This window comes from Leifsonia sp. 22587 (genome assembly GCF_052044215.1).
GTDB classification, from domain to species: domain Bacteria; phylum Actinomycetota; class Actinomycetes; order Actinomycetales; family Microbacteriaceae; genus Leifsonia; species Leifsonia shinshuensis_C.
The window spans coordinates 91,525-111,013 of record NZ_JBQENB010000004.1 but is presented as its reverse complement, the minus strand read 5'-3'; the positions used below and the strand labels follow the sequence as shown (position 1 = coordinate 111,013).

The following is a 19,489-nucleotide window of genomic DNA, read 5'->3' as shown; positions in this document are numbered from 1 at the left end:
CCCTATGCCGCATCCTGAGCCGCGAGCTGCGACGAGACGATCTCGGCGTAGGTCGCGTTGCTCTCCAGGAGCTCGTCGTGCGTCCCGCGGCCGACCACCCGGCCGTCCTCGAGGACGATGATCTGGTCGGCGTCCACGATGGTGGACACCCGCTGCGCGACCACGATCACGGTCGCGTCCGTGACCTCGCGGGCGAGCGCGGCACGCAGCCGCGCGTCCGTGGCGGTGTCGAGCGCCGAGAAGGAGTCGTCGAACACGTAGATCTCGGGCTTCCGGACGAGCGCCCGCGCGATCGCGAGACGCTGCCGCTGGCCGCCGGACACGTTCGTCCCGCCCTGGGCGATCGGCGCCTCCAGACGCTCGGGCATCGCCTCGACGAAGTCACGCGCCTGCGCGATCTCCAGGGCGTGCCACAGGTCGTCGTCCGTGGCGTCCGGGTTGCCGTAGCGGAGGTTCGACGCCACGGTGCCTGAGAACAGGTACGGCTTCTGCGGCACGATCCCGATGCGGGACCAGAGCACCTCGGGGTCGAGGTCGGCCGCATCCACCCCGTCGACCAGCACGATGCCGCTGGTGGCGTCGAAGAGGCGCGGGATGAGGTTGACGAGCGTGGTCTTTCCGGCGCCTGTGCTGCCGATGATGGCCGTGGTCCTGCCGGATTCCGCCAGGAACGTGATGTCGGTGAGCACGGGATGCTCGGCGCCGGGATACGAGAAGCCGACGTCGACGAACTCGACGGTCCCGTGCCCGGGCACCTCCGTGATCGGATCGGCGGACGCCCGGACCGACGGCTCGGTGCCGAGTACCTCGCCGATCCGGTCGGCACAGACAGCGGCGCGCGGCACCAGCACGGCCATCATGGTCGACATCATGACGCCCATCAGGATCTGCGTGAGGTACTGCAGGAACGCGGTCAGCGTCCCGACCTGGAGCGTGCCGTCCTGCACGCGGAACGAGCCGAACCAGATGACGGCGACGCTCGACACGTTGAGCACGAGCATGACGATCGGGAACATCAGCGCGAACAGGCGTCCGGCCTTCAGGGCCGTCTCGGTCACCTGGTCGTTCGCCGTCCGGAAGCGGTTCGTCTCCACGTCCTCCCGCACGAACGCGCGCACGACCCGGATGCCGCTCAGCTGCTCGCGCAGCACGCGGTTCACGCGGTCGATCCTGTCCTGCATCCGGCGGAACTGCGGCACCATGCGCGCGATGATGATGCTCACGGCGACGAGCAGCGCCGGGACGCTGACCGCGATCAGCCAGGACAGGTCGATGTCCTGCTGCATGGCGAGCACGATCCCGCCGACGGCCAGGATCGGCGCGGCGACGAGCAGGGTGCAGGTCATCATGACGAGCATCTGCACCTGCTGCACGTCGTTGGTGTTGCGGGTGATCAGCGAGGGCGCACCGAAGGCGGTCACCTCGCGCTCGGAGAACTCGCCGACGCGGTGGAAGATCGCCTCGCGCAGATCCCGGCCCACGAGCATGGCCACTTTCGCCCCGAAGTACACGGCGGTGATGGCGCAGGCGATCTGGACGAGCGTCACGCCGAGCATCTCCGCGCCGACGGAGAGGATGTAGCCGGTGTCGCCCTTCGCGACGCCGTTGTCGATGATGTCCGCGTTGAGCGTGGGCAGCCAGAGCGACAGCAGCGACTGCGCGAGCTGGAAGACGAGCACCCCGATCAGGAGGGGCCAGTGCGGCCGGAGGAACCGGCCGAGGAGTCTGAGGAGCATCATGCCTCCGTGGTTGACGACATCGATGGCGGGATGGGGTTGTGGGCATCGGCGACGTAGGGCGACTCGCCCGCGACGCCGACGAGCACCATGCGCGCGAGGTCGTCGATGCTGAACTCGATGCCCTCGTTCAGTGCCGGGAACACGGCGGAGAAGCTGATGAGCCGGAGCACATGCGCCACGCGCTCCGGCGGCCAGTTCAGGTCGCCGGACTGCGGCTCCAGGATGCGCGCGATGATTCGCGCGAACTCGCCCCGCTCCTGCGGGACCGGCGGCCGCTGCGGGCCGATCACCGGCATGATCCGCATCACGCTCTGGAACCGCTCGCGGAGCAGGTACAGGATGGCCCGGACCTTGTGCTCGAGCGGCAGCGCCGGGTCGATGCTGCGCAGCGCCTCACGCAGCGGCTCGGGATCGAGGTACTTCTCGATGGCGGCCTGCACGAGGGTCTCCTTGTCGCCGAAGGCGCGGAAGATCGTGCCCTCCGCGATGCCGGCGGCCTCGGCGATCTGGCGGGAGGTCATCCCCCGGCCGTGCTCCAGCAGCAGCGGGATGACGGCGTCGACGATCATCGCCTTGCGGTCGTCCGCCGACATCGACGGGGCGCGGGTGCGCGGGGCGTCGCGCACAGCATCCTGATTCACGCGCTCACTCTAACGGAGTGAGTGCTCACTCACAAGGTTTTCGCGTCAGTCGCGCGCGAAGATCTCGGAGATCTCCGCCACCTCCGCGTCGGTGGGCGACCAGGCGGTCGCCGCCTCGGCATTGGCCACGATCTGCTCCGGCTTCGTCGCCCCCGCGATGACGCTCGTGAGTCCCGGCTGAGCCAGCAGCCACGCGAAGGTCGCCTCCAGCATCGTGACGCCGTGCTGGTCGCAGAACGCCTGGAACCGGTCCATGCGATCCCACGGAGCGTTGTCGAGCAGGTGCTTGCGGATGTTCATGATGCGGCTGTCGGCCGGACCGCCCTCACGGGTGAACTTGCCCGTGAACAGCCCGTTGTACAGCGGGAAGTAGGGCAGGAAGCCCAGCCCGTAACGGTTGACCGCCGGGAGCACCTCGCGCTCGGCGTCGCGCGCGAGCAGGCTGTACTCGTTCTGCGCGGAGACGAACTTCGGGTGGCCGTGCAACTGCGCGGTGAACTCGGCCTCGGCGATCTGCCAGCCGCTCAGGTTGGAGTGGCCGATGTAGCGGATCTTGCCCTCGGCGATCAGGTCGTCGAGCGTCTCGAGGGTCTCCTCGATCGGCGTCACCGGGTCGGGCTGGTGCAGCTGGTACAGGTCGATCCAGTCGGTGCGGAGCCGCCGGAGCGAGCTCTCGACGGCAAGCCGGATGTAGCGGCGCGACCCGCGCACTCCCCAGTCGGGCCCGTTGAGCCCGGCCATGTCCATCCCGAACTTCGTGGCCAGCACGATCCGGTCGCGCTTCCCCTCCAGCGACTTGCCCATCAGCGTCTCGGAGAGTCCCCGCTCGCTGCCGTAGATGTCGGCGGTGTCGAACAGCGTCACACCGGCGTCGATGGCGGCGCCGATGACGGCGTCCGTGCCCTCCTGCGTCTCGGTCACGGTGCCCGCGCGGCCGAAGTTGTTGCAGCCGAGACCGATCGTGGAGACGATCAGGCCGGACGGTCCGAGGGTGCGGTATTCGATGTTCGCCATGCTCCGAGTCTAGGCACGCGGTCGCGCCCGACCATCATCCGGAATCCCTCCACAACCGGGCCTCCAGACGGCTTATCCCCAATGTCCGAATCCCGCGAGTGGACGTCGGCGGCGCGCTCTAGAGTCGACCCATGAGCAGTTCCTTCGCCTACCTCCTCCGCACCACGAGCCCCATCGGGCGCCTCGAACTCACCAGTGACGGCACCGCGGTGACGTCGCTCTCCATCGAACGGGCCGGCCGCCTGCCGCTCGACGACCATCCCGAACGCAGCACGGCCGTGCTCGACGACGCGGCGGCGCAGCTCGACGAGTACTTCGCGGGCACGCGTCGCACCTTCGACGTGCCGGTGCGCCTGCAGGGCACCCCGTTCCGGCAGGCGGTGTGGGAGCGGCTCGCCGAACTCGAGTTCGGCACCTTCGTCTCCTACGGCGAGCTGGGGGCGTCGCTCGGTCACGCCGGCTACGGACGCGCCATCGGTGGAGCCGTGGGCGCCAACCCGGTGCCGATCATCGTCGGCTGCCACCGCGTCCTGTCGTCCAGCGGCCGGGTCACCGGCTACAGCGGCGGGGACGGCATCCCCACCAAGCTGTGGCTGCTCGAGCACGAGGGGATCCTGCTGGCGGCATGAGCGAGGCGACCACGGAGACCCCGAACAGCACGGACAGCCCGAACAGCACGGACAGCGCGGACAGCACGGACAGCACGGACGGCATGGAGACCCCGGCCGGCACGGAGAGCACGAGCGACGCGGTGAGCCCGGCGAGCACAGAGCCACGCTCGGCGCTGGTCGTCGGCGACGACGGGCTCGCGCGTTGCTCCTGGTCGGCGAGCGACCCGGAGTACCGGCGATATCACGACGAGGAGTGGGGGCGCCCGCAGCACGATCCCCGTGCGCTGTACGAGAAGCTGTGCCTGGAGGGCTTCCAGGCGGGGCTCTCGTGGATCACCATCCTGCGCCGGCGTCCCGCCTTCCGCGAGCTGTTCCTCGGGTTCGAACCCGAGAAGGTGGCGGCGATGACCGAGGCCGACGTGCAGCGGCTGCTTCAGGATGCGCGCATCATCCGCCACCGCGGCAAGATCGAGGCGACCATCTCGAACGCGCGGGCGGTGCTCGCGCTGGAGGAGCCGCTGGATGAGCTCATGTGGGGGTTCGCGCCGCCCGCGGGCGACAGACCGCGTCCGCGATCGTGGGGGGAGATCCCCGCCGTGACGCCCGAGTCGACCGCGATGAGCAAAGAGCTCCGCCGCCGGGGATTCCGGTTCGTCGGGCCCACGACGATGTACGCGCTGATGCAGGCGACCGGCATGGTCGACGACCACTTCGAGGGCTGCTTCCGCGCGTGACGCGGCCGGCGGTACCGAGAGAGTCGGGCCGACGGCGGATATGGCTCCGACGCCGGATTCTCGCTGGTGAGGACGCTACCGCTCGTGCCCGACCGCAGGCGGATTAATGGTGCTCACACTCCGGTGTGGAAACGGCGCATGGGGATGACACGCCGGCCACCACACGTCGGCCCGACTAAGTGAGGTCGAGTTCGCACCAGGTGCGTCCACGCCCTCGGATCAGTGATCCTCTCTCTTGGTTGTGAGCATAGCTCACTTTCTCGGCGTGCACCACTGGGAATTGCCGGTGAGGCGCGCATCCACGCGGCGTCGCGAAAGAGGCCGGATGCGCGCGGCCCAGCGGCCTGCGTCGGTCAGACCCGGAGCGCGGCCATGAGCCGCCCGGGCACACCGCGCACCTCGGGGACGACCAGCTCCAGGTCGCGCGTTCCGTCCGTCGCGCGGCGCAGTTCGTAGCCTTCGGCTCCGGCCCACGCCAGCAACTCGTCGGTGGTGGCGAAGCCGGCGCCCGCCTCCAGCAACGCCCGGGTGAGCAGACCCTTCGCCTGCTTGTTGAAGTGGTTGAGCGCACGCACGTGACCGCTCTCATCGCGGGCGAGCACGCGCACGTAGTGGGCGCCCTCGCGATCCGGAAGCGGCGCGAGGGCCGCGTAGCCCTCGGAGCGCAGGTCGAGCAGCAGGTCGTCCCGCTCCGCGAGGACGGCCGCCCCGGCGGCGGCCCACCGCTTCTTCAGCGACGGGGACCCGCGGTGAAGCGACAGCCGCGAGTCGAACGAGAGGCGGTAGGCGGGCACAGGATCCGCCGCACCGACCAGTCCGAGCAGCGCCGACTGCACCGCGACCGCATCCGCAGCGGCCGCCCATGCGGCGTCGTCGAGCGTCCCGGCGTCGAGTGCATCGTAGACGACCCCGGTGTAGCGCTCGAGCGCGCGCATCGTCGGGGCGTCCGGGATGCTGCGGTTCCGCTCCACCTCGCCTGACTGCTTGGGGCCGAGCTTCAGAGCGCGGACGGCCGCGTCGTGATCGGCGGCCAGTTCGACGACGGCGCCGACGACCTCCCGGCGCACCGGGGTGAGCGCAGGGAAGCTCAAGCGTTCGAGGGCGAGCGGGGACCCCACTCCCCCGTCCCTCTTCGTCTCCGAGGGCGGGAGCAGGATGAGCACGCTAGCCCTCCACGAAGTCCAGGGCGGTGTTGGCGTTCTCGCCGAGTGGCGCCGCCGTGTCGAGCGTGATGCGCGGCAGCGTTCCGCACGCGCCGCGCCACTCGTCGTACTCGTCGACGCTCTGCTCGACGGCGTACGCGGCGACGATCCCGGTGCGCTTCGCGAGGCGCTCCTCATGGAGGTCCGGGTCGGAGCACACCGTCTCGACGACCCGCAGCTTCACGTCGCAGCGCTCTGCCAGGTCGCGCCACTGAAGGCGCGCCGGCTCCACCGCGTTCACCGCGTCGACCACGACCGAGTGACCGGAGAGGAGCACCTGCTCGGCCATCGTCTCGGCGACGAGATAGGCGGCCAGCCCGGTCGGCTGGTCCGAGTCGATGCCGGCGCGGAGGATGGACGCCTCGATCGGGTCCACCGAGATCACCGTGGCGCCGAGGCGCCCGGCCAGGATCTCCGCCAGGGTGGACTTGCCGGAACCGGGAAGCCCCGCCATCGCCACCAGCATCGGGACGCGGACGTCTCCGAACTGGCGCTCCAGCGGGGCTCCCGGGGTCGCAGCCATGTCAGACCAGTTCGGCCTGACGGGCCACGATGGTGACGGTGTTGTTCTCGACGGAGAGGAAGCCGTCATCGGCGCTGGCCGTGATCGACTCGCCCCCGTTGAGGGTCACGCGCACCTCGCCCTCGGCGAGGATGGCGAGCAGCGGCTCGTGGCCGGGCAGGATACCGATCTGCCCCTCCACGGTGCGTGCGACGACCATGCTCGCCTCACCGGTCCACACTTCGTGGTCGGCGGCGACGACGCTGACGTTGAGGACAGCCATGCTCAGCCGTTCTCCTTCTGGATCTGCGCCCACTTCTCCTCGACGTCGGAGATCGCTCCGACGTTGAAGAAGGCCTGCTCGGCCACGTGGTCGAACTCGCCCTTGGCGATCGCGTCGAAGGACTCGATGGTCTCCTTGAGCGGGACCGTGGAGCCCTCGACACCGGTGAACTTCTTCGCCATGTAGGTGTTCTGCGAGAGGAACTGCTGGATCCGGCGCGCACGCGACACCGTGATCTTGTCCTCCTCCGACAGCTCGTCCACGCCGAGGATCGCGATGATCTCCTGCAGCTCCTTGTTCTTCTGCAGGATCTGCTTGACCGTGGTGGCCACGCGGTAGTGGTCCTCACCCAGGTAACGGGGGTCGAGGATGCGCGAGGTCGAGGTCAGCGGGTCGACGGCCGGGTAGAGACCCTTCGACGCGATCTCACGGGAGAGCTCGGTCGTCGCGTCCAGGTGCGCGAACGTGGTCGCCGGCGCCGGGTCGGTGTAGTCGTCCGCCGGCACGTAGATCGCCTGCAGCGAGGTGATCGAGTGACCGCGGGTCGAGGTGATGCGCTCCTGCAGCTGGCCCATCTCGTCGGCCAGGTTCGGCTGGTAACCCACCGCGGACGGCATGCGGCCGAGCAGCGTGGAGACCTCGGAACCGGCCTGCGTGAACCGGAAGATGTTGTCGATGAAGAGCAGCACATCCTGGTTCTGCACATCGCGGAAGTACTCCGCCATGGTCAGCGCCGAGAGGGCGACGCGCAGACGCGTCCCCGGCGGCTCGTCCATCTGGCCGAAGACGAGGGCCGTCTTGTCGAAGACGCCCGCCTCCTCCATCTCGTGGATGAGGTCGTTGCCCTCACGGGTGCGCTCACCGACACCGGCGAACACCGACACACCACCGTGGTCCTGCGCGACGCGCTGGATCATCTCCTGGATGAGGACGGTCTTGCCGACACCGGCGCCGCCGAACAGGCCGATCTTGCCACCCTGCACGTACGGGGTCAGCAGGTCGATGACCTTGATGCCGGTCTCGAACAGCTGGGTCTTCGACTCGAGCTGGTCGAACGCCGGCGGGTTGCGGTGGATCGGCCAGCGCTCGGTGATCTCCACCTTCTCGCCGGGCTCGAGGTTCAGGATGTCACCGGTGACGTTGAACACCTTGCCCTTGGTCACGTCGCCCACCGGCACGGTGATCGGCGAACCGGTGTCGCGCACCTCGCCGCCGCGGACCAGGCCGTCGGTCGGCTTCAGCGCGATCGCACGCACCAGGTCGTCGCCGAGGTGCTGCGCGACCTCGAGCGTGATCTCGGTCGACTCCTCGCCGATCGTGATCGTGGTCTTCAGAGCGTTGTAGATACCCGGGATCGCATCGTGCGGGAACTCGATGTCGACGACCGGGCCGGTGACGCGCGCGATGCGCCCGACGCCACCCGGCTGCGCGGTCGAAGCCTGGGCTTCGGCGGTAGCGGTAGTCATGATTCGTTCTCTCTCGTTAGGACGTTTACTTTGCCGAGCTCAGGGCGTCGGCGCCGCCGACGATCTCGGAGATCTGCTGGGTGATCTCCGCCTGACGGGCGTTGTTGGCCAGACGCGTGTAGTCGGTGATGAGCTTGTCGGCGTTGTCGCTCGCGGCCTTCATCGCCTTCTGCGTCGCCGCGTGCTTCGAGGCGGCGGACTGCAGCATCGCGTTGAAGATGCGGCTCTCGATGTAGACGGGCAGCAGAGCATCGAGCACGGTCCCTACATCCGGCTCGAACTCGTACAGCGGCAGGACTTGCGTGCGGTCCGGCTCCTCCACGCCCTCCACGACCTCGAGGGGCAGCAGGCGCACGACCTGCGGCTCCTGCGTCAGCATGCTGACGAAGCGGTTGTAGATGATGTGGATCTCGTCCACCCCGCCGTCGGAGGCGTCGCGCAGGAACGACTCGAGGATCGCGTCCGCGACCTCCTTCGCCTGCTCGAACTCCGGGGCATCCGTGTTACCGGTCCAGACCCGCTCGAACGCGCGACGGCGGAAGCTGAAGTAGCCCTGCGCCTTGCGGCCGATGAGGAAGTACACGACCTCCTTGCCCTGGCTGCGGAGCAGCTCGGCGAGCTTCTCGGACTCCTTGAGCACGTTCGAGTTGAACGCACCCGCGAGGCCGCGGTCGGACGAGAAGATGACGATCGCGGCGCGCTCGATCTTCTCCGGCTCGGTGGTCAGCACGTGGTCGACGTTGGAGTAGGTGGCCACCGCCGACACCGCGCGCGTGATCGCGCGGGCGTACGGCGTGCTGGCGGCCACCCGCGCCTGCGCCTTCTGGATGCGGGAGGCGGAGATCAGCTCCATCGCACGGGTGATCTTCTTGGTCGTCTGGGCAGACCTGATCTTCTGCCGGTAGACCCGAAGCTGGGCTCCCATGTGTCTCCTCTTACCTATTCTTCGATCGCGGCGGCGCTCAGCGCTTGGCCTTGACGATGCGCTCCTGGTCGACCTCGTCCGCGTCGATGGCCTCGAACTCCTCGCGTCCGACCGAGGCGAGCGGCTTGCCCTCGCCGGTCTGGAACTCGAGCTTGAACGCGTCCACCTCGGAGTCGAGCTTCGCGACCGTGTCGTCGTCGAGGACGTTGGTCTCGCGGAGCGTGTCCAGGATGTCGGTGTTGCGGCGCAGGTGATCCAGCAGCTCCGACTCGAAGCGCAGGACGTCCTCAACGGCGACCTCGTCGAGCTTGCCGTTGGTGCCGGCCCAGATCGAGACGACCTGCTCCTCCACCGGGAACGGCGAGTACTGCGGCTGCTTGAGCAGCTCGGTCAGGCGGGCGCCGCGCGCCAGCTGACGGCGGCTCGCCGCGTCGAGGTCGGACGCGAACATCGCGAACGCCTCGAGCGAGCGGTACTGCGCCAGCTCGAGCTTGAGCGTGCCGGAGACCTTTTTGATCGACTTCACCTGCGCGTCGCCACCGACTCGGGAGACCGAGATGCCGACGTCGACCGCGGGACGCTGGTTGGCGTTGAAGAGGTCGGACTGCAGGAAGATCTGGCCGTCGGTGATCGAGATCACGTTGGTCGGGATGTACGCGGAGACGTCGTTCGCCTTGGTCTCGATGATCGGCAGACCGGTCATCGAGCCGGCGCCCAGCTCGTCGGAGAGCTTGGCGCAACGCTCCAGCAGGCGGGAGTGCAGGTAGAAGACGTCGCCCGGGTAGGCCTCGCGTCCCGGCGGACGGCGGAGCAGCAGCGACACGGCGCGGTACGCCTCGGCCTGCTTGGACAGGTCGTCGAAGACGATGAGGACGTGCTTGCCGCCGTACATCCAGTGCTGGCCGATGGCCGAGCCGGTGTAGGGCGCCAGGTACTTGAAGCCGGCCGGGTCGGAGGCGGGGGCCGCGACGATGGTGGTGTACTCCATCGCGCCGGCGTCCTCGAGCGCGCCCTTCACCGAGGCGATGGTCGAGCCCTTCTGGCCGATGGCGACGTAGATGCAGCGGACCTGCTTGTTGACGTCGCCCGACTCCCAGTTGGCCTTCTGGTTGATGATCGTGTCGATCGCGATGGCCGTCTTGCCGGTCTGGCGGTCGCCGATGATCAGCTGGCGCTGACCACGGCCGACCGGGATCATGGCGTCGATCGCCTTGATGCCGGTCTGGAGCGGCTCGTGCACCGACTTGCGCTGCATGACGCCGGGCGCCTGGAGCTCGAGCTCGCGGCGGCCCTCGCTGGCGATCTCCCCGAGGCCGTCGATCGGGTTGCCGAGCGGGTCGACCACGCGGCCGAGGTAGCCGTCGCCGACCGGGACGGAGAGGACCTCGCCGGTGCGGGTCACCTCCATGCCCTCGACGATCTCCTCGAACTCGCCGAGCACGACCACGCCCACCTCGTTCTCGTCGAGGTTCTGGGCGAGGCCGAGGACGCCGTTCGAGAAACGGATGAGCTCGTTGGCCATGACGCTGGGGAGGCCCTCGACGTGCGCGATGCCGTCGGAGGCGTCCAACACGTGGCCGATCTCGGTCGCCTCGGCGCCGGTCGGCTCGTAGCTGTTGACGAAGTCCTTGAGCGCGTCGCGGATCTCGTCGGGGCTGATCTGGATGTCTGCCATTGTGATTCCTATCTTGAGGCGGTCAGCCCGCCAGCTGAAGCCGGAGTTCGGCGAGACGCGACGCGATGCTTCCATCGATGACGTCGTCACCGATCTGCACGCGCAATCCGCCGATGATCGAGGGGTCGACGACCTGGTTGATCTTCAGGTCGCCGTAGGTGGCGCTGAGCGCGGAGCGCAGCCGCTCGGTCTGGGCCTCGGGCAGCGGAGCCGCCGTGTAGACCGTCGCGATGGTCAGGCGGTCCTGCGAGGCCACGACGCGCGCTGCCGCACGGAGCGACTCGCGGATGCTGCGGCCGCGGGGCTGCTGGACGAGCTGGCGCACGATCGCGGTCGTCTGCTGCGAGGAGCGCCCGGCGAGCAGGCGCTCGACCAGGGCGACCTTCGACTCCGTCGAGGCGAGCTTGCTGCGCAGGGCGAGTTCGAGCTGCGCGTCGGAGGTCACGGCGCCTCCGAAGGCGAACAGCTCGGCCACGATGTCGACGTCGCGCGGCGCCGAGGCGGCGATCGCGCGGATCCCGAGCTCCTCGATCGCGGCGAGCAGGTCGTCGTGCGACGACCAGCGCTGCGCGACGACGACGCCGAGCAGCGCGACGGTGTCCGCCGGCAGCGAGACGAAGACGCGCTTCACGAGCGTCGCCTTCGCCGCCGGGTCGGCCGTGGGGTCGCTGAGGACGGCTCGGAGCTGGGCCGAGTCGGCGACGACTCGTCCTGCGGCGAACAGGTCCTCAGCCGTCGCCAGATCGGCCTTGGATCCCAGGTCGGCGAGTGCCGACACGGACCGGGCCAATGCTTCTCTGGTGGCGCTTCCCATCAGTTGCCCGATCCTGCCTTCTGCTCGTCCGCCTCGAGGTCCGCCAGGAAGCGGTCCACGATGGCCTGAGCGCGCTTGTCCTCGTCGAGCGCTTCGCGCACGACCGTCGACGCGAGGTCGATCGCGAGCGAGCCGACCTCGCCGCGCAGCTGGACGAGCGCCGTCTGGCGCTCCGCCTCGAGCTGAGCCTGCGCCTGGGCGGTCACGCGAGCGGCCTCCGTCGCTGCGGCCTCGCGGGCCTCCGCGACGATCTTCTGTCCGTCGGCACGAGCGGTCTCGCGGATCTTGCCCGCCTCCGCACGCGCCTCGGCGAGCTGGGCGGTGTACTCCTCCAGCAGGGCCTCGGCCTTGCGCTGCGCTTCATCGGCCTTCTCGATGTTGCCTTCGATCGCCGCGGCACGCTCATCGAGGAGCTTCCGCATGCGTGGCAGCACGAGCCGCCAGAAGAAGACCAGGATGATGACGAAGCAGATCAGCGATCCGACGATGTCGTACCACGCCGGGATGAGCGGGTTGATCGTCTCACCCGACTCGGCGGCGCGAATCACACCGTTTATCATCACTCCTCCTTACTGAGGGATAAAGAGGAAATCAGACGAAGATGAAGCCGACGGCGATACCGATGAACGCGAGCGCCTCGGTGAACGCGATACCGATGTACATCAGGACCTGGAGACGGCCGGCCAGCTCAGGCTGACGGGCCACGCCCTCGATGGTCTTGCCGACGACGATACCCACGCCGATGGCCGGGCCGATGGCGGCGAGGCCGTAACCGACGGTGGCGATGTTGCCGGAGATTGCAGCGATGTCCACGTTGTGTGTTTCCTTCCGTGATGGCGATCCGTGCGGGCGCGCGGATCGTTCTTAGTGTTCCTCGGCGACTGCGAGCTGGATGTAGACAGCCGTGAGCAGCGCGAAGACGTAGGCCTGCAGGACTGCGACCAGGATCTCGAAGAGGGTGAAGGCGAAGCCGAAGGCGAAGGTGCCGATCCCGAAGAGCGACCACCAGCTGCCCGCGGTGAAGAAGAAGAACGCCGTGGCGCTGAAGAAGAGCACCAGGAGCAGGTGGCCGACCACCATGTTCATGAGGAGTCGGAGCGTCAGCGTGATCGGGCGCAGGATGAAGGTCGAGACGAACTCGATCGGCGTCACCAGGATGTAGAGGAACCACGGCACGCCGGGCGGGAAGAGAGCGTTCCGGAAGAAGTTGCCGGGGCTCTTCTTGACGCCGGCGTAGATGAAGCAGATGTACGCGACGATCGCGAGCACGAGCGGCACGCCGATGACGGAGGTTCCCGCGATGTTCAGGAACGGGATGATGCCCGTCAGGTTCATGAACAGGACCATGAAGAAGATCGTGGTCAGGATCGGCAGGAAGCGGCGGCCGTCCTTCTTGCCGAGCAGGTCTTCGGCGATGTTGACGCGGACGAAGTCCAGACCCATCTCGACCACCGACTGGAACCGGCCCGGGATGAGCTTCATCCGGCGGGTGCCGAGCCAGAAGATGATGAGGATCGCCACGACGGCGACGACGCGCACCAGGGTGATGCGGTTGACTTCGAAGCCACCGATGGAAAAGATGACGGGCGGGAAGAACTCGTTGATCGAGGGCCCGTGGAAGCTTCCATCATCGGAGCTTGCGGCCTGGACCAGCAGGTTCACAGCGTTAGCTAACAGCGCTATCTCCTGTTTCGGGGCGTCGAGCTCATGGCTCTCGCGACGACGAACGGTGGGTAACCCTGCACTACTCGCACGTCACGTTTTCTGAGCGCGAACGGGTGGGGGATCACTGACAACTCTACAAGAGTTTTCAGCCCATAACGAATTGGATACGGGTCAGCGCTTCTCACCCGGAAGGGTGACGTCGCTGGCGTAGGGCATGCGCGACCGGAACACCACGACCATGTCGACCACGAGCGATCCGATCACGCCCGCGATGAGGCTCAGGAACAGGACGACGGGGTTGATCCAGGGCTGGTCCTTGAGCACGACGGCGAGCACCAGGAACAGGATGAACTTGACGATCCAGCCGCCCAGCACGATCCCGAAGAACAGCCCGACGAACAGGTCGGAGCCGATGAAACGGTTCGCGATCAGGATGCTCAGCGCGGTGATCGAGAGGAACACCGCCGCCATCGCCGTGCCGATGAGGGCGCTCGTCACGCCGATCCAGCCGGCGAACAGGCCGCCGAGCAGCATCCCGACGACGGCGATGACGCCGGCCAGGATCAAGCCGTAGCGCAGCACGTCGCGCAGGACGGGGTTGGAGGACGGCTGCGCGGGGGCGGCGTGGGTGCTGTCGGTCATCGGGACTCCTCGGTGAGGGCGGGTTCTGTCGTGGCGGCCGGGCGCTCGCTGGCCGCGTCGAGCTGGTCGAAGCGGGCGGTCTCCTCGGCCTCGCGGCTCCCCGCGGGTGCGAGCTCGGCGACGGCCTCGTTGGCCTTGCGGCGGCTCAGCGGTGCGAGCGTGAAGGCGGTGCAGACGACCAGGCCGATGGCGACGAAGACGATCGCCATCCAGTACGGGTCGAAGAAGAACAGCAGGCAGCCGACCGAGAGCACGGCCGTCCACGCGTAGAAGATGAGCACCGCGTGCAGGTGGGTGTGTCCCATGTCGAGCAGGCGGTGGTGCAGGTGCTTGCGGTCGGCGCTGAACGGCGACTTGCCCGCGCGCAGGCGCCGGATGACGGCGAGGCCGAAGTCGAGCAGCGGCACGACGAGCACGGCGAACGGCAGGATGACCGGGATGAACGCGGGCACCAGCGACGACTTGCCGAGGGTCTGCAGCGCCTCCGGGTTGATGGTGCCGGTCACCGAGATGGCCGAGGTCGCCATGAGCAGGCCGATCAGCAGCGCCCCCGCATCCCCCATGAACATCTTCGCCGGGTGCCAGTTGAGCGGCAGGAACCCGGCGCACGCGCCGACCAGGATCGCGGCGATGACGCCGGCCAGGCTGAAGTAGTTCTGCGGGCTGATCTCGCGCTGCAGCAGGTACGTGTAGACGAGGAACGTGCCGTTCGCGATCAGTGCGACGCCGGCGACCAGGCCGTCCAGGCCGTCGATGAAGTTGATCGCGTTCATCACGAGCACGATCGCGAACAGGGTGATGATGATGGACATCACCGGCGAGCCGACCGTCAGGCCGCCGATCGGCAGCGAATAGATCTGCACGCCGAGCCACGCGACGAGACCGGCCGCGACGAACTGGCCGGCGAGCTTCGTCATCCAGTCGAGGTCCCAGATGTCGTCGGCCACGCCGATCACGACGATGAGCAGGGACGCGCCCAGGATCGCGAGGATGGGCCCCTGGTCCGAGAAGATCAGCGACAGCACGCCGAACTGGCTCGACAGCAGCCACGAGACGCCGAACGCGACGAGGATGCCCAGGAACATCGCGACGCCGCCGAGCCGGGGCGTCGGCCGGGTGTGCACATCCCGGGCGCGGATCTTCGGGTAGAGCCGGTAGCGCATCGCCAGCTTGTAGACGACGAACGACATCCCGAAGGTGATGACCGCCGAGATGAGCGCGAGGGCGAGGAGGAGGGTCACGGGTCAGGCGTCCGAGGGCACGGCGAGGGCGTCGCCGACGACCTCCCGCAGCTGGTCGACCGAGACCACGCCCTGGCGGAGGATGCGCAGCGCGCCCGACCCGGAGGCCAGGGCGGTCGCGTCCACGATCGTCGAGGAAGAGTCCTTGCCCTCGACGCGCTCGTAGGCTAAGCCGGCCTCTCCCCCGTCGAGGTAGACGGAGATCGAGTCGCCGAGCATCGCCTCCGCCTCGGCGGCGGTGCGCGCGGCGGGACGGCCGGTCAGGTTGGCGGACGACACCGCGAGCGGCCCCGTCTCGGAGAGCAGCTCGAGCGCGATCGTGTCCTTCGGCATCCGGAGGGCGACCGTGCCCTTCGTCTCGCCGAGGTCCCACACGAGCGAGGGGGATGCGGGCAGCACGATGGTGAGGCCGCCCGGCCAGAACGCCTGGACCAGCGCATCCACCTCGTCAGGCACCCGCTCGGCGAGCGCGGCCAGCGTGGGGATGCCGGGGACGAGCACGGGCGGCGGGGACTGGCGTCCGCGGCCCTTCGCGTCGAGGAGGCGCTGCACGGCGGCGGGGTTGAAGGCGTCGGCCGCGACCCCGTAGACGGTGTCGGTGGGGATGACGACGAGTTCGCCGCGCCCGATCGCCGCCCGGGCGAGACGCATGCCGGTGAGCAGTTCGGAGTCGACCGAGCAGTCGTAGATGGGAGCCATGACGGCTCCAATGATAGCCGGGGCATGGAGGGCGAGACTGGGAGGACGATACTGGAGTCGATGGATGTCTACTTCTTCGACTGCGACAAGACGCTCTACGACTACGACTTCCACAAGCGGCTCCCGAAGCTCGCGGAGCTCGGACGAGTGAGCCAGTACCGGCTCGCGTCGTCCTGGTGGGCGGGCGGATTCGAGCGCGCGGCGGAGATCGGCGAGTACTCCACCAGCGAGGAGTACCTGGACGCCTTCGCCGAGGTGACCGGCGCGCGGCTCTCCCTCGCCCAGTGGCAGGAGGCGCGGAAGGCCGCGATGACGCCCATCCCGGGCGCCATCGCCGCCCTGCACGAGGCGGCGGGGCTCGGCACGGTGTCGCTGCTGTCGAACAACCCGATCCCGTTCAAGGACTCGCTGCCCGTGCTCACCCCGGAGATCGTGGACGTGCTCGGCGGGAACGACCTCGTCTCCGCGGTGCTCGGCGCCCGGAAGCCCGAGCGCCGCATCTACACGCGCGCGCTCGGGCGGTACGGGGTGAAGCCGGAGGACGCCATCCTGTTCGACGACTCCATCGCGAACGTGGAGGGCGCCCGCGAGACGGGCATGCACGCCTACCACTTCGTGAAGCGCGACGACGGCACCTTCGACACCGACGGCATGCGCGACGCCATCCACGCCTTCGCGAACCGCCCCCGCTGACTGCGCCCCCTCCCCTCCGTCGAGTACACGAATAGTGCACGCGACACGCCGCGCGGGCGTGCACTATTCGTGTACTCGACGGAGGGCGGAGGGGGCGCGAGCTCGGCGGATGGGGTCAGCGGCGGCCGGCGGAGCGGCGGAAGAGCCAGGCGGCCCAGACGTAGGCCGCCACGATGATCAGCGCGCACCAGCCGAGGGCCCACCACAGGTCGGAACCGGGATCGCGGCCGAACAGGAGCGACCGGATGGTCTCGATGATCGGCGTGATGGGCTGGTTCTCGGCGATCCACTGCAGCCAGGTCGGCATCGTGTCCGTCGGGACGAAAGCGCTCGAGAGGTACGGCAGGAAGAGCAGCGCGAAGCCGTAGCCGCTCGCGGCGATCGGGCTCTTCGCCGCCAGCCCGATGCCGGCGTACAGCCAGGTGATCGCCAGGATGAACAGCGCCACGACGCCGAGCGCTCCCGCCCACTGCAGCGCGTTCGCCGTCGGACGGAAGCCGACAAGCAGGGCCACCGCGATGACGACGCCGGTCGCCACCAGGTTGCGCAGCAGGCTGGCGACCACGTGGCCGGTCACCACGCCGCGCGAGCGCAACGGCATCGTGCGGAAGCGGTCGACGATCCCGTCGCTGAGGTCGCGCGCGACGTCGACGGCCGTGCTGGAGGCGCCGAAACCGGCGCACAGCAGGATGATCCCGGGCACCACGTACTGCACGTAGCCGCCCTCGGCATCCAGCGCGCCGCCGAACACGAAGGTGAACAGCAGCATCAGCATCACGGGCAGGACGATCGCCATCGTGAGCGCTTCGACGTCGCGGAGCGAGTGGCGGATGCCGCGCCCGACGAACACCAGGGTGCTCGTCAGCGGCGTGACCGGCCGCTCGGGGCGGGCGGGGACGGTGAGTTCGGTCATCGGACGGCCTCCTTCTCGGTGTCGTGGTGTGTGGCCTGCTGGCCGGCCGCCTGCCGCCCGGCCGCCTGCTGCCCGGTCAGGGCGAGGAACGCGTCGTCGAGCGACGGCTTGCGGATGGCGATGGATGCGCCGGGCACGGCGAGCGCGTCCAGGTCGTCGATCGCGGCGCGCAGCGCATCCACGCTGCCGTCCGTCGGGACCTCGCGCACGATGTCGCCGCGGGCGTCCCGCAACTCGACGACCTCGCCGCCGACCTGCGCCTTGAGCTGCGCGGCGGTACCCTCCGCGACGATCGTTCCGTGGTCGAGCACGGCGATCCGGTCGGCCAGCTGGTCGGCCTCCTCGAGGTACTGCGTGGTCAGCAGGATGGTCGTCCCCCGCCGGGCGAGGTCCTGGATGATGTCCCACAGCGTCTGCCTGCTGCGCGTGTCGAGACCGGTCGTCGGCTCGTCCAGGAAGATGACGGGCGGTGCGGCGACCAGGCTGAGCGCGAGGTCGAGCCGGCGCCGCATCCCGCCCGAGTAGGTCGACACCCGCTTCCGTGCCGCGTCGGCCAGGTCGAACCGGTCGATCAGCTCGTCGCTGCGCCGCCGCGCCTCGGCCGCGCTGAAGCCGGAGAGCCGGGCCATCATCCGCAGGTTCTCGGCTCCCGTCAGCACGCCGTCGACGGCCGCGGCCTGTCCGGTGACGCTGATCGAGGCCCGGACGCCGTCCGGATCACCCGCCAGGTCGTGCCCCGCGATGGTCACAGCGCCGGCGTCGGGCCTGACGAGGGTGGACAGGATGGTGATGAGAGTGGTCTTGCCCGCTCCGTTCGGGCCGAGCAGCGCGAACACGCTCCCCGCCTCCACGCGCAGGTCGATGCCGTCGAGGACGGTCTGCGCGCCGAACGCCTTGCGCAGCCCCGTCACCTCGATCGCCGGTCGGTTCATGGTGTTCCCTTCGACTGTGTGTCTCGTAAACTGTTTATGCCGCATACGGTTGTTTAAGTGATACACAGTTCTAGGATGGGTGTCAACACTCCGTCGGAAAGGGCGCCGAACATGGCCGAAGACGTCGAAGAGGCGCTCCCCCGCGCCGTCGCGCTCAGCTGGGGCGTCGCCGAGCACCCGCAGCGCGGCCCGAAACGCGAGCTGAGCATCGAGCGGATCGTCGACACGGCCATCGAGCTCGCCGACGCGGAAGGACTCGGCGCGGTGTCGATGAGCCGCATCGCCGGGGAGCTCGGCTTCACCACCATGTCGCTCTACCGCTACGTCACCAGCAAGGACGACGTGCTGGCGCTGATGCAGGACGCCGTCTGCGCCGTCCCCATCCCGCCCGACGACGGCCTGATGAAGGGCCCCGCGGGTGGCGATGGCGCGCACGACTGGCGCGGCGGACTGCGGCGCTGGGCCATGGCCACGATCGACGTGATGAGGGAGCACCCGTGGTTCCCCGACATCCCGATCAGCGGCATCCCGCTCATGCCGAACAACCTGGCGGTGCTCGACTGGGGGCTGCGCGAGATGCGGACGCTTCCCCTCACGGACGCCGAGAAGATGTCGACCGCGCTGCTGCTGTCGTCCTACGCGCGCGCCGTCGGCATCGTCGAGCGGGATGTCACCCGGGCGCGCCAGGCGGACGGGCCGCCCGCCAACGGCGAGGCGTTCACGCGGGCGCTGTCCGAACTCGTGACGCCCGAGCGATTCCCAGACCTGGGGCCGCTCGTCGCGACGGGTGCGTATGCGGACGCCGACGGCGGCGAGCAGGACGACTTCGCGTTCGGGCTGGACCGCATCCTCGACGGGATCGAGCGCTACATCGCCGACCGGGGCGGCGTGCAGCCGCCCGCCGCACCCGAACCGCTGCCGGAGCCGGCGCCGCGGGACAAGGCCGTGCGCGAGGCCGCGAAGGCCCGGCGCGAGGCGGAGTCGAAGCTGCGCGAGGCGCGGAAGCGCGAGCGGGAGGCCATCGAGCGCGCCCGGGAGCGGGCCGCGCGCTGACGCCTCACCGCTGCGGAGCCTCCCGGGGAGACGCTTCCCGCCGAG

22 protein-coding genes are annotated in these 19,489 nt (G+C 69.0%); 4 read left to right on the top strand and 18 right to left on the bottom strand.

The features are described from left to right. Positions 1-2: 2 nt before the first annotated feature. The 3 genes from ACTJI1_RS16295 to ACTJI1_RS16285 are packed head-to-tail and all read right to left on the bottom strand — an operon-like array spanning position 3 to position 3,394. On the bottom strand, positions 3-1,736 hold the full coding sequence (locus tag ACTJI1_RS16295) for an ABC transporter ATP-binding protein (RefSeq protein ID WP_310134850.1): 1,734 nt from the start codon (positions 1,734-1,736) through the stop codon (positions 3-5). Further along, the gene (locus ACTJI1_RS16290; RefSeq protein WP_440743472.1) at positions 1,736-2,380 is read right to left on the bottom strand and encodes a TetR/AcrR family transcriptional regulator; all 645 of its coding nucleotides are present in this window, start codon (positions 2,378-2,380) and stop codon (positions 1,736-1,738) included. The genes ACTJI1_RS16295 and ACTJI1_RS16290 overlap by 1 nt, the downstream gene beginning before the upstream one ends. A gap of 45 nt (positions 2,381-2,425) precedes the next feature. After that, positions 2,426-3,394 (bottom strand): aldo/keto reductase, encoded by a 969-nt coding sequence (locus ACTJI1_RS16285; protein ID WP_440743471.1) that lies wholly within the window; start codon positions 3,392-3,394, stop codon positions 2,426-2,428. Positions 3,395-3,525: 131 nt separating this feature from the next. Here ACTJI1_RS16285 and ACTJI1_RS16280 point away from each other — a divergent pair, with 131 nt between their 5' ends. Further along, a complete protein-coding gene (locus ACTJI1_RS16280) occupies positions 3,526-4,023 on the top strand; it encodes a methylated-DNA--[protein]-cysteine S-methyltransferase (RefSeq protein WP_310128307.1) in 498 nt (165 codons plus the stop codon). Positions 4,024-4,106: 83 nt separating this feature from the next. Continuing rightward, complete coding sequence (locus ACTJI1_RS16275; RefSeq protein WP_440743798.1) at positions 4,107-4,739, top strand: DNA-3-methyladenine glycosylase I; 633 nt, start codon at positions 4,107-4,109, stop codon at positions 4,737-4,739. 353 nt (positions 4,740-5,092) lie between these two features. Here ACTJI1_RS16275 and ACTJI1_RS16270 read toward each other — a convergent pair whose 3' ends face one another. The 13 genes from ACTJI1_RS16270 to ACTJI1_RS16210 all read right to left on the bottom strand — a co-directional run bounded on the left by ACTJI1_RS16270 (position 5,093) and on the right by ACTJI1_RS16210 (position 15,853). Next, positions 5,093-5,902, bottom strand: coding sequence for a YaaA family protein (locus ACTJI1_RS16270; protein ID WP_440743470.1), 810 nt, complete (start codon positions 5,900-5,902; stop codon positions 5,093-5,095). Between the two features lies 1 nt (position 5,903). After that, positions 5,904-6,464, bottom strand: a complete 561-nt coding sequence (locus tag ACTJI1_RS16265) for an AAA family ATPase (RefSeq protein ID WP_310128303.1) — start codon at positions 6,462-6,464, stop codon at positions 5,904-5,906. A 1-nt stretch (position 6,465) separates the two neighbouring features. Continuing rightward, positions 6,466-6,726, bottom strand: coding sequence for a F0F1 ATP synthase subunit epsilon (locus ACTJI1_RS16260; protein ID WP_310128301.1), 261 nt, complete (start codon positions 6,724-6,726; stop codon positions 6,466-6,468). A 2-nt stretch (positions 6,727-6,728) separates the two neighbouring features. Then, positions 6,729-8,192, bottom strand: a complete 1,464-nt coding sequence (gene atpD / locus ACTJI1_RS16255; protein ID WP_310128299.1) for a F0F1 ATP synthase subunit beta — start codon at positions 8,190-8,192, stop codon at positions 6,729-6,731. Between the two features lie 25 nt (positions 8,193-8,217). Then, complete coding sequence (locus ACTJI1_RS16250; RefSeq protein WP_310128297.1) at positions 8,218-9,117, bottom strand: F0F1 ATP synthase subunit gamma; 900 nt, start codon at positions 9,115-9,117, stop codon at positions 8,218-8,220. A 37-nt stretch (positions 9,118-9,154) separates the two neighbouring features. Continuing rightward, entirely contained in the window at positions 9,155-10,792 is a 1,638-nt protein-coding gene (gene atpA, locus ACTJI1_RS16245) for a F0F1 ATP synthase subunit alpha (RefSeq protein WP_440743469.1), read from the bottom strand. Between the two features lie 22 nt (positions 10,793-10,814). Next, a complete protein-coding gene (locus ACTJI1_RS16240; protein WP_440743468.1) occupies positions 10,815-11,606 on the bottom strand; it encodes a F0F1 ATP synthase subunit delta in 792 nt (263 codons plus the stop codon). Next, positions 11,606-12,166 carry a F0F1 ATP synthase subunit B gene (locus tag ACTJI1_RS16235; RefSeq protein WP_440743467.1) on the bottom strand — a complete coding sequence of 187 codons (561 nt, stop codon included), beginning with the start codon at positions 12,164-12,166 and terminating at the stop codon, positions 11,606-11,608. The genes ACTJI1_RS16240 and ACTJI1_RS16235 overlap by 1 nt, the downstream gene beginning before the upstream one ends. Positions 12,167-12,197: 31 nt before the next feature. Next, complete coding sequence (atpE, locus tag ACTJI1_RS16230) at positions 12,198-12,419, bottom strand: F0F1 ATP synthase subunit C (protein ID WP_163290842.1); 222 nt, start codon at positions 12,417-12,419, stop codon at positions 12,198-12,200. A 51-nt stretch (positions 12,420-12,470) separates the two neighbouring features. Beyond that, positions 12,471-13,268 (bottom strand): F0F1 ATP synthase subunit A, encoded by a 798-nt coding sequence (atpB, locus tag ACTJI1_RS16225; RefSeq protein ID WP_440743466.1) that lies wholly within the window; start codon positions 13,266-13,268, stop codon positions 12,471-12,473. A 174-nt stretch (positions 13,269-13,442) separates the two neighbouring features. Beyond that, on the bottom strand, positions 13,443-13,913 hold the full coding sequence (locus tag ACTJI1_RS16220) for a hypothetical protein (RefSeq protein ID WP_440743465.1): 471 nt from the start codon (positions 13,911-13,913) through the stop codon (positions 13,443-13,445). Beyond that, entirely contained in the window at positions 13,910-15,154 is a 1,245-nt protein-coding gene (locus ACTJI1_RS16215) for an MraY family glycosyltransferase (RefSeq protein WP_440743464.1), read from the bottom strand. Before ACTJI1_RS16215 ends, ACTJI1_RS16220 begins: the two co-directional genes overlap by 4 nt. A 3-nt stretch (positions 15,155-15,157) precedes the next feature. Continuing rightward, on the bottom strand, positions 15,158-15,853 hold the full coding sequence (locus tag ACTJI1_RS16210) for an L-threonylcarbamoyladenylate synthase (RefSeq protein WP_440743463.1): 696 nt from the start codon (positions 15,851-15,853) through the stop codon (positions 15,158-15,160). 60 nt (positions 15,854-15,913) lie between these two features. Between ACTJI1_RS16210 and ACTJI1_RS16205 the strand changes: the two genes are divergently transcribed. Beyond that, a complete protein-coding gene (locus ACTJI1_RS16205; protein ID WP_440743462.1) occupies positions 15,914-16,546 on the top strand; it encodes an HAD family hydrolase in 633 nt (210 codons plus the stop codon). Between the two features lie 115 nt (positions 16,547-16,661). Here the strand turns inward: ACTJI1_RS16205 and ACTJI1_RS16200 are convergent, their stop codons facing one another. Both ACTJI1_RS16200 and ACTJI1_RS16195 read right to left on the bottom strand, forming a co-directional pair. Next, positions 16,662-17,459 (bottom strand): ABC transporter permease, encoded by a 798-nt coding sequence (locus tag ACTJI1_RS16200; RefSeq protein ID WP_440743461.1) that lies wholly within the window; start codon positions 17,457-17,459, stop codon positions 16,662-16,664. After that, complete coding sequence (locus ACTJI1_RS16195) at positions 17,456-18,391, bottom strand: ATP-binding cassette domain-containing protein (RefSeq protein ID WP_440743460.1); 936 nt, start codon at positions 18,389-18,391, stop codon at positions 17,456-17,458. Before ACTJI1_RS16195 ends, ACTJI1_RS16200 begins: the two co-directional genes overlap by 4 nt. Positions 18,392-18,502: 111 nt before the next feature. On the opposite strand from ACTJI1_RS16195, the gene ACTJI1_RS16190 reads away from it, so the two are divergent. After that, positions 18,503-19,444 (top strand): TetR/AcrR family transcriptional regulator C-terminal domain-containing protein, encoded by a 942-nt coding sequence (locus ACTJI1_RS16190; protein WP_440743459.1) that lies wholly within the window; start codon positions 18,503-18,505, stop codon positions 19,442-19,444. The last annotated feature ends 45 nt before the right edge of the window (positions 19,445-19,489 follow it).

Bases quoted from the DNA above. Each gene is read 5' to 3' on its own strand.
- ACTJI1_RS16260 (WP_310128301.1), bottom strand. From the start codon at position 6,726: ATGGCTGTCCTCAACGTCAGCGTCGTCGCCGCCGACCACGAAGTGTGG.
- ACTJI1_RS16190 (WP_440743459.1), top strand. From the start codon at position 18,503: ATGGCCGAAGACGTCGAAGAGGCGCTCCCCCGCGCCGTCGCGCTCAGC.
- ACTJI1_RS16220 (WP_440743465.1), bottom strand. From the start codon at position 13,913: ATGACCGACAGCACCCACGCCGCCCCCGCGCAGCCGTCCTCCAACCCC.
- ACTJI1_RS16265 (WP_310128303.1), bottom strand. From the start codon at position 6,464: ATGGCTGCGACCCCGGGAGCCCCGCTGGAGCGCCAGTTCGGAGACGTC.
- atpA (WP_440743469.1), bottom strand. From the start codon at position 10,792: ATGGCAGACATCCAGATCAGCCCCGACGAGATCCGCGACGCGCTCAAG.
- ACTJI1_RS16285 (WP_440743471.1), bottom strand. From the start codon at position 3,394: ATGGCGAACATCGAATACCGCACCCTCGGACCGTCCGGCCTGATCGTC.
- ACTJI1_RS16250 (WP_310128297.1), bottom strand. From the start codon at position 9,117: ATGGGAGCCCAGCTTCGGGTCTACCGGCAGAAGATCAGGTCTGCCCAG.
- ACTJI1_RS16280 (WP_310128307.1), top strand. From the start codon at position 3,526: ATGAGCAGTTCCTTCGCCTACCTCCTCCGCACCACGAGCCCCATCGGG.
- ACTJI1_RS16205 (WP_440743462.1), top strand. From the start codon at position 15,914: ATGGATGTCTACTTCTTCGACTGCGACAAGACGCTCTACGACTACGAC.
- ACTJI1_RS16195 (WP_440743460.1), bottom strand. From the start codon at position 18,391: ATGAACCGACCGGCGATCGAGGTGACGGGGCTGCGCAAGGCGTTCGGC.
- ACTJI1_RS16275 (WP_440743798.1), top strand. From the start codon at position 4,107: ATGGAGACCCCGGCCGGCACGGAGAGCACGAGCGACGCGGTGAGCCCG.
- ACTJI1_RS16210 (WP_440743463.1), bottom strand. From the start codon at position 15,853: ATGGCTCCCATCTACGACTGCTCGGTCGACTCCGAACTGCTCACCGGC.
- ACTJI1_RS16295 (WP_310134850.1), bottom strand. From the start codon at position 1,736: ATGCTCCTCAGACTCCTCGGCCGGTTCCTCCGGCCGCACTGGCCCCTC.
- ACTJI1_RS16240 (WP_440743468.1), bottom strand. From the start codon at position 11,606: ATGGGAAGCGCCACCAGAGAAGCATTGGCCCGGTCCGTGTCGGCACTC.
- ACTJI1_RS16235 (WP_440743467.1), bottom strand. From the start codon at position 12,166: ATGATAAACGGTGTGATTCGCGCCGCCGAGTCGGGTGAGACGATCAAC.
- atpD (WP_310128299.1), bottom strand. From the start codon at position 8,192: ATGACTACCGCTACCGCCGAAGCCCAGGCTTCGACCGCGCAGCCGGGT.
- ACTJI1_RS16200 (WP_440743461.1), bottom strand. From the start codon at position 17,459: ATGACCGAACTCACCGTCCCCGCCCGCCCCGAGCGGCCGGTCACGCCG.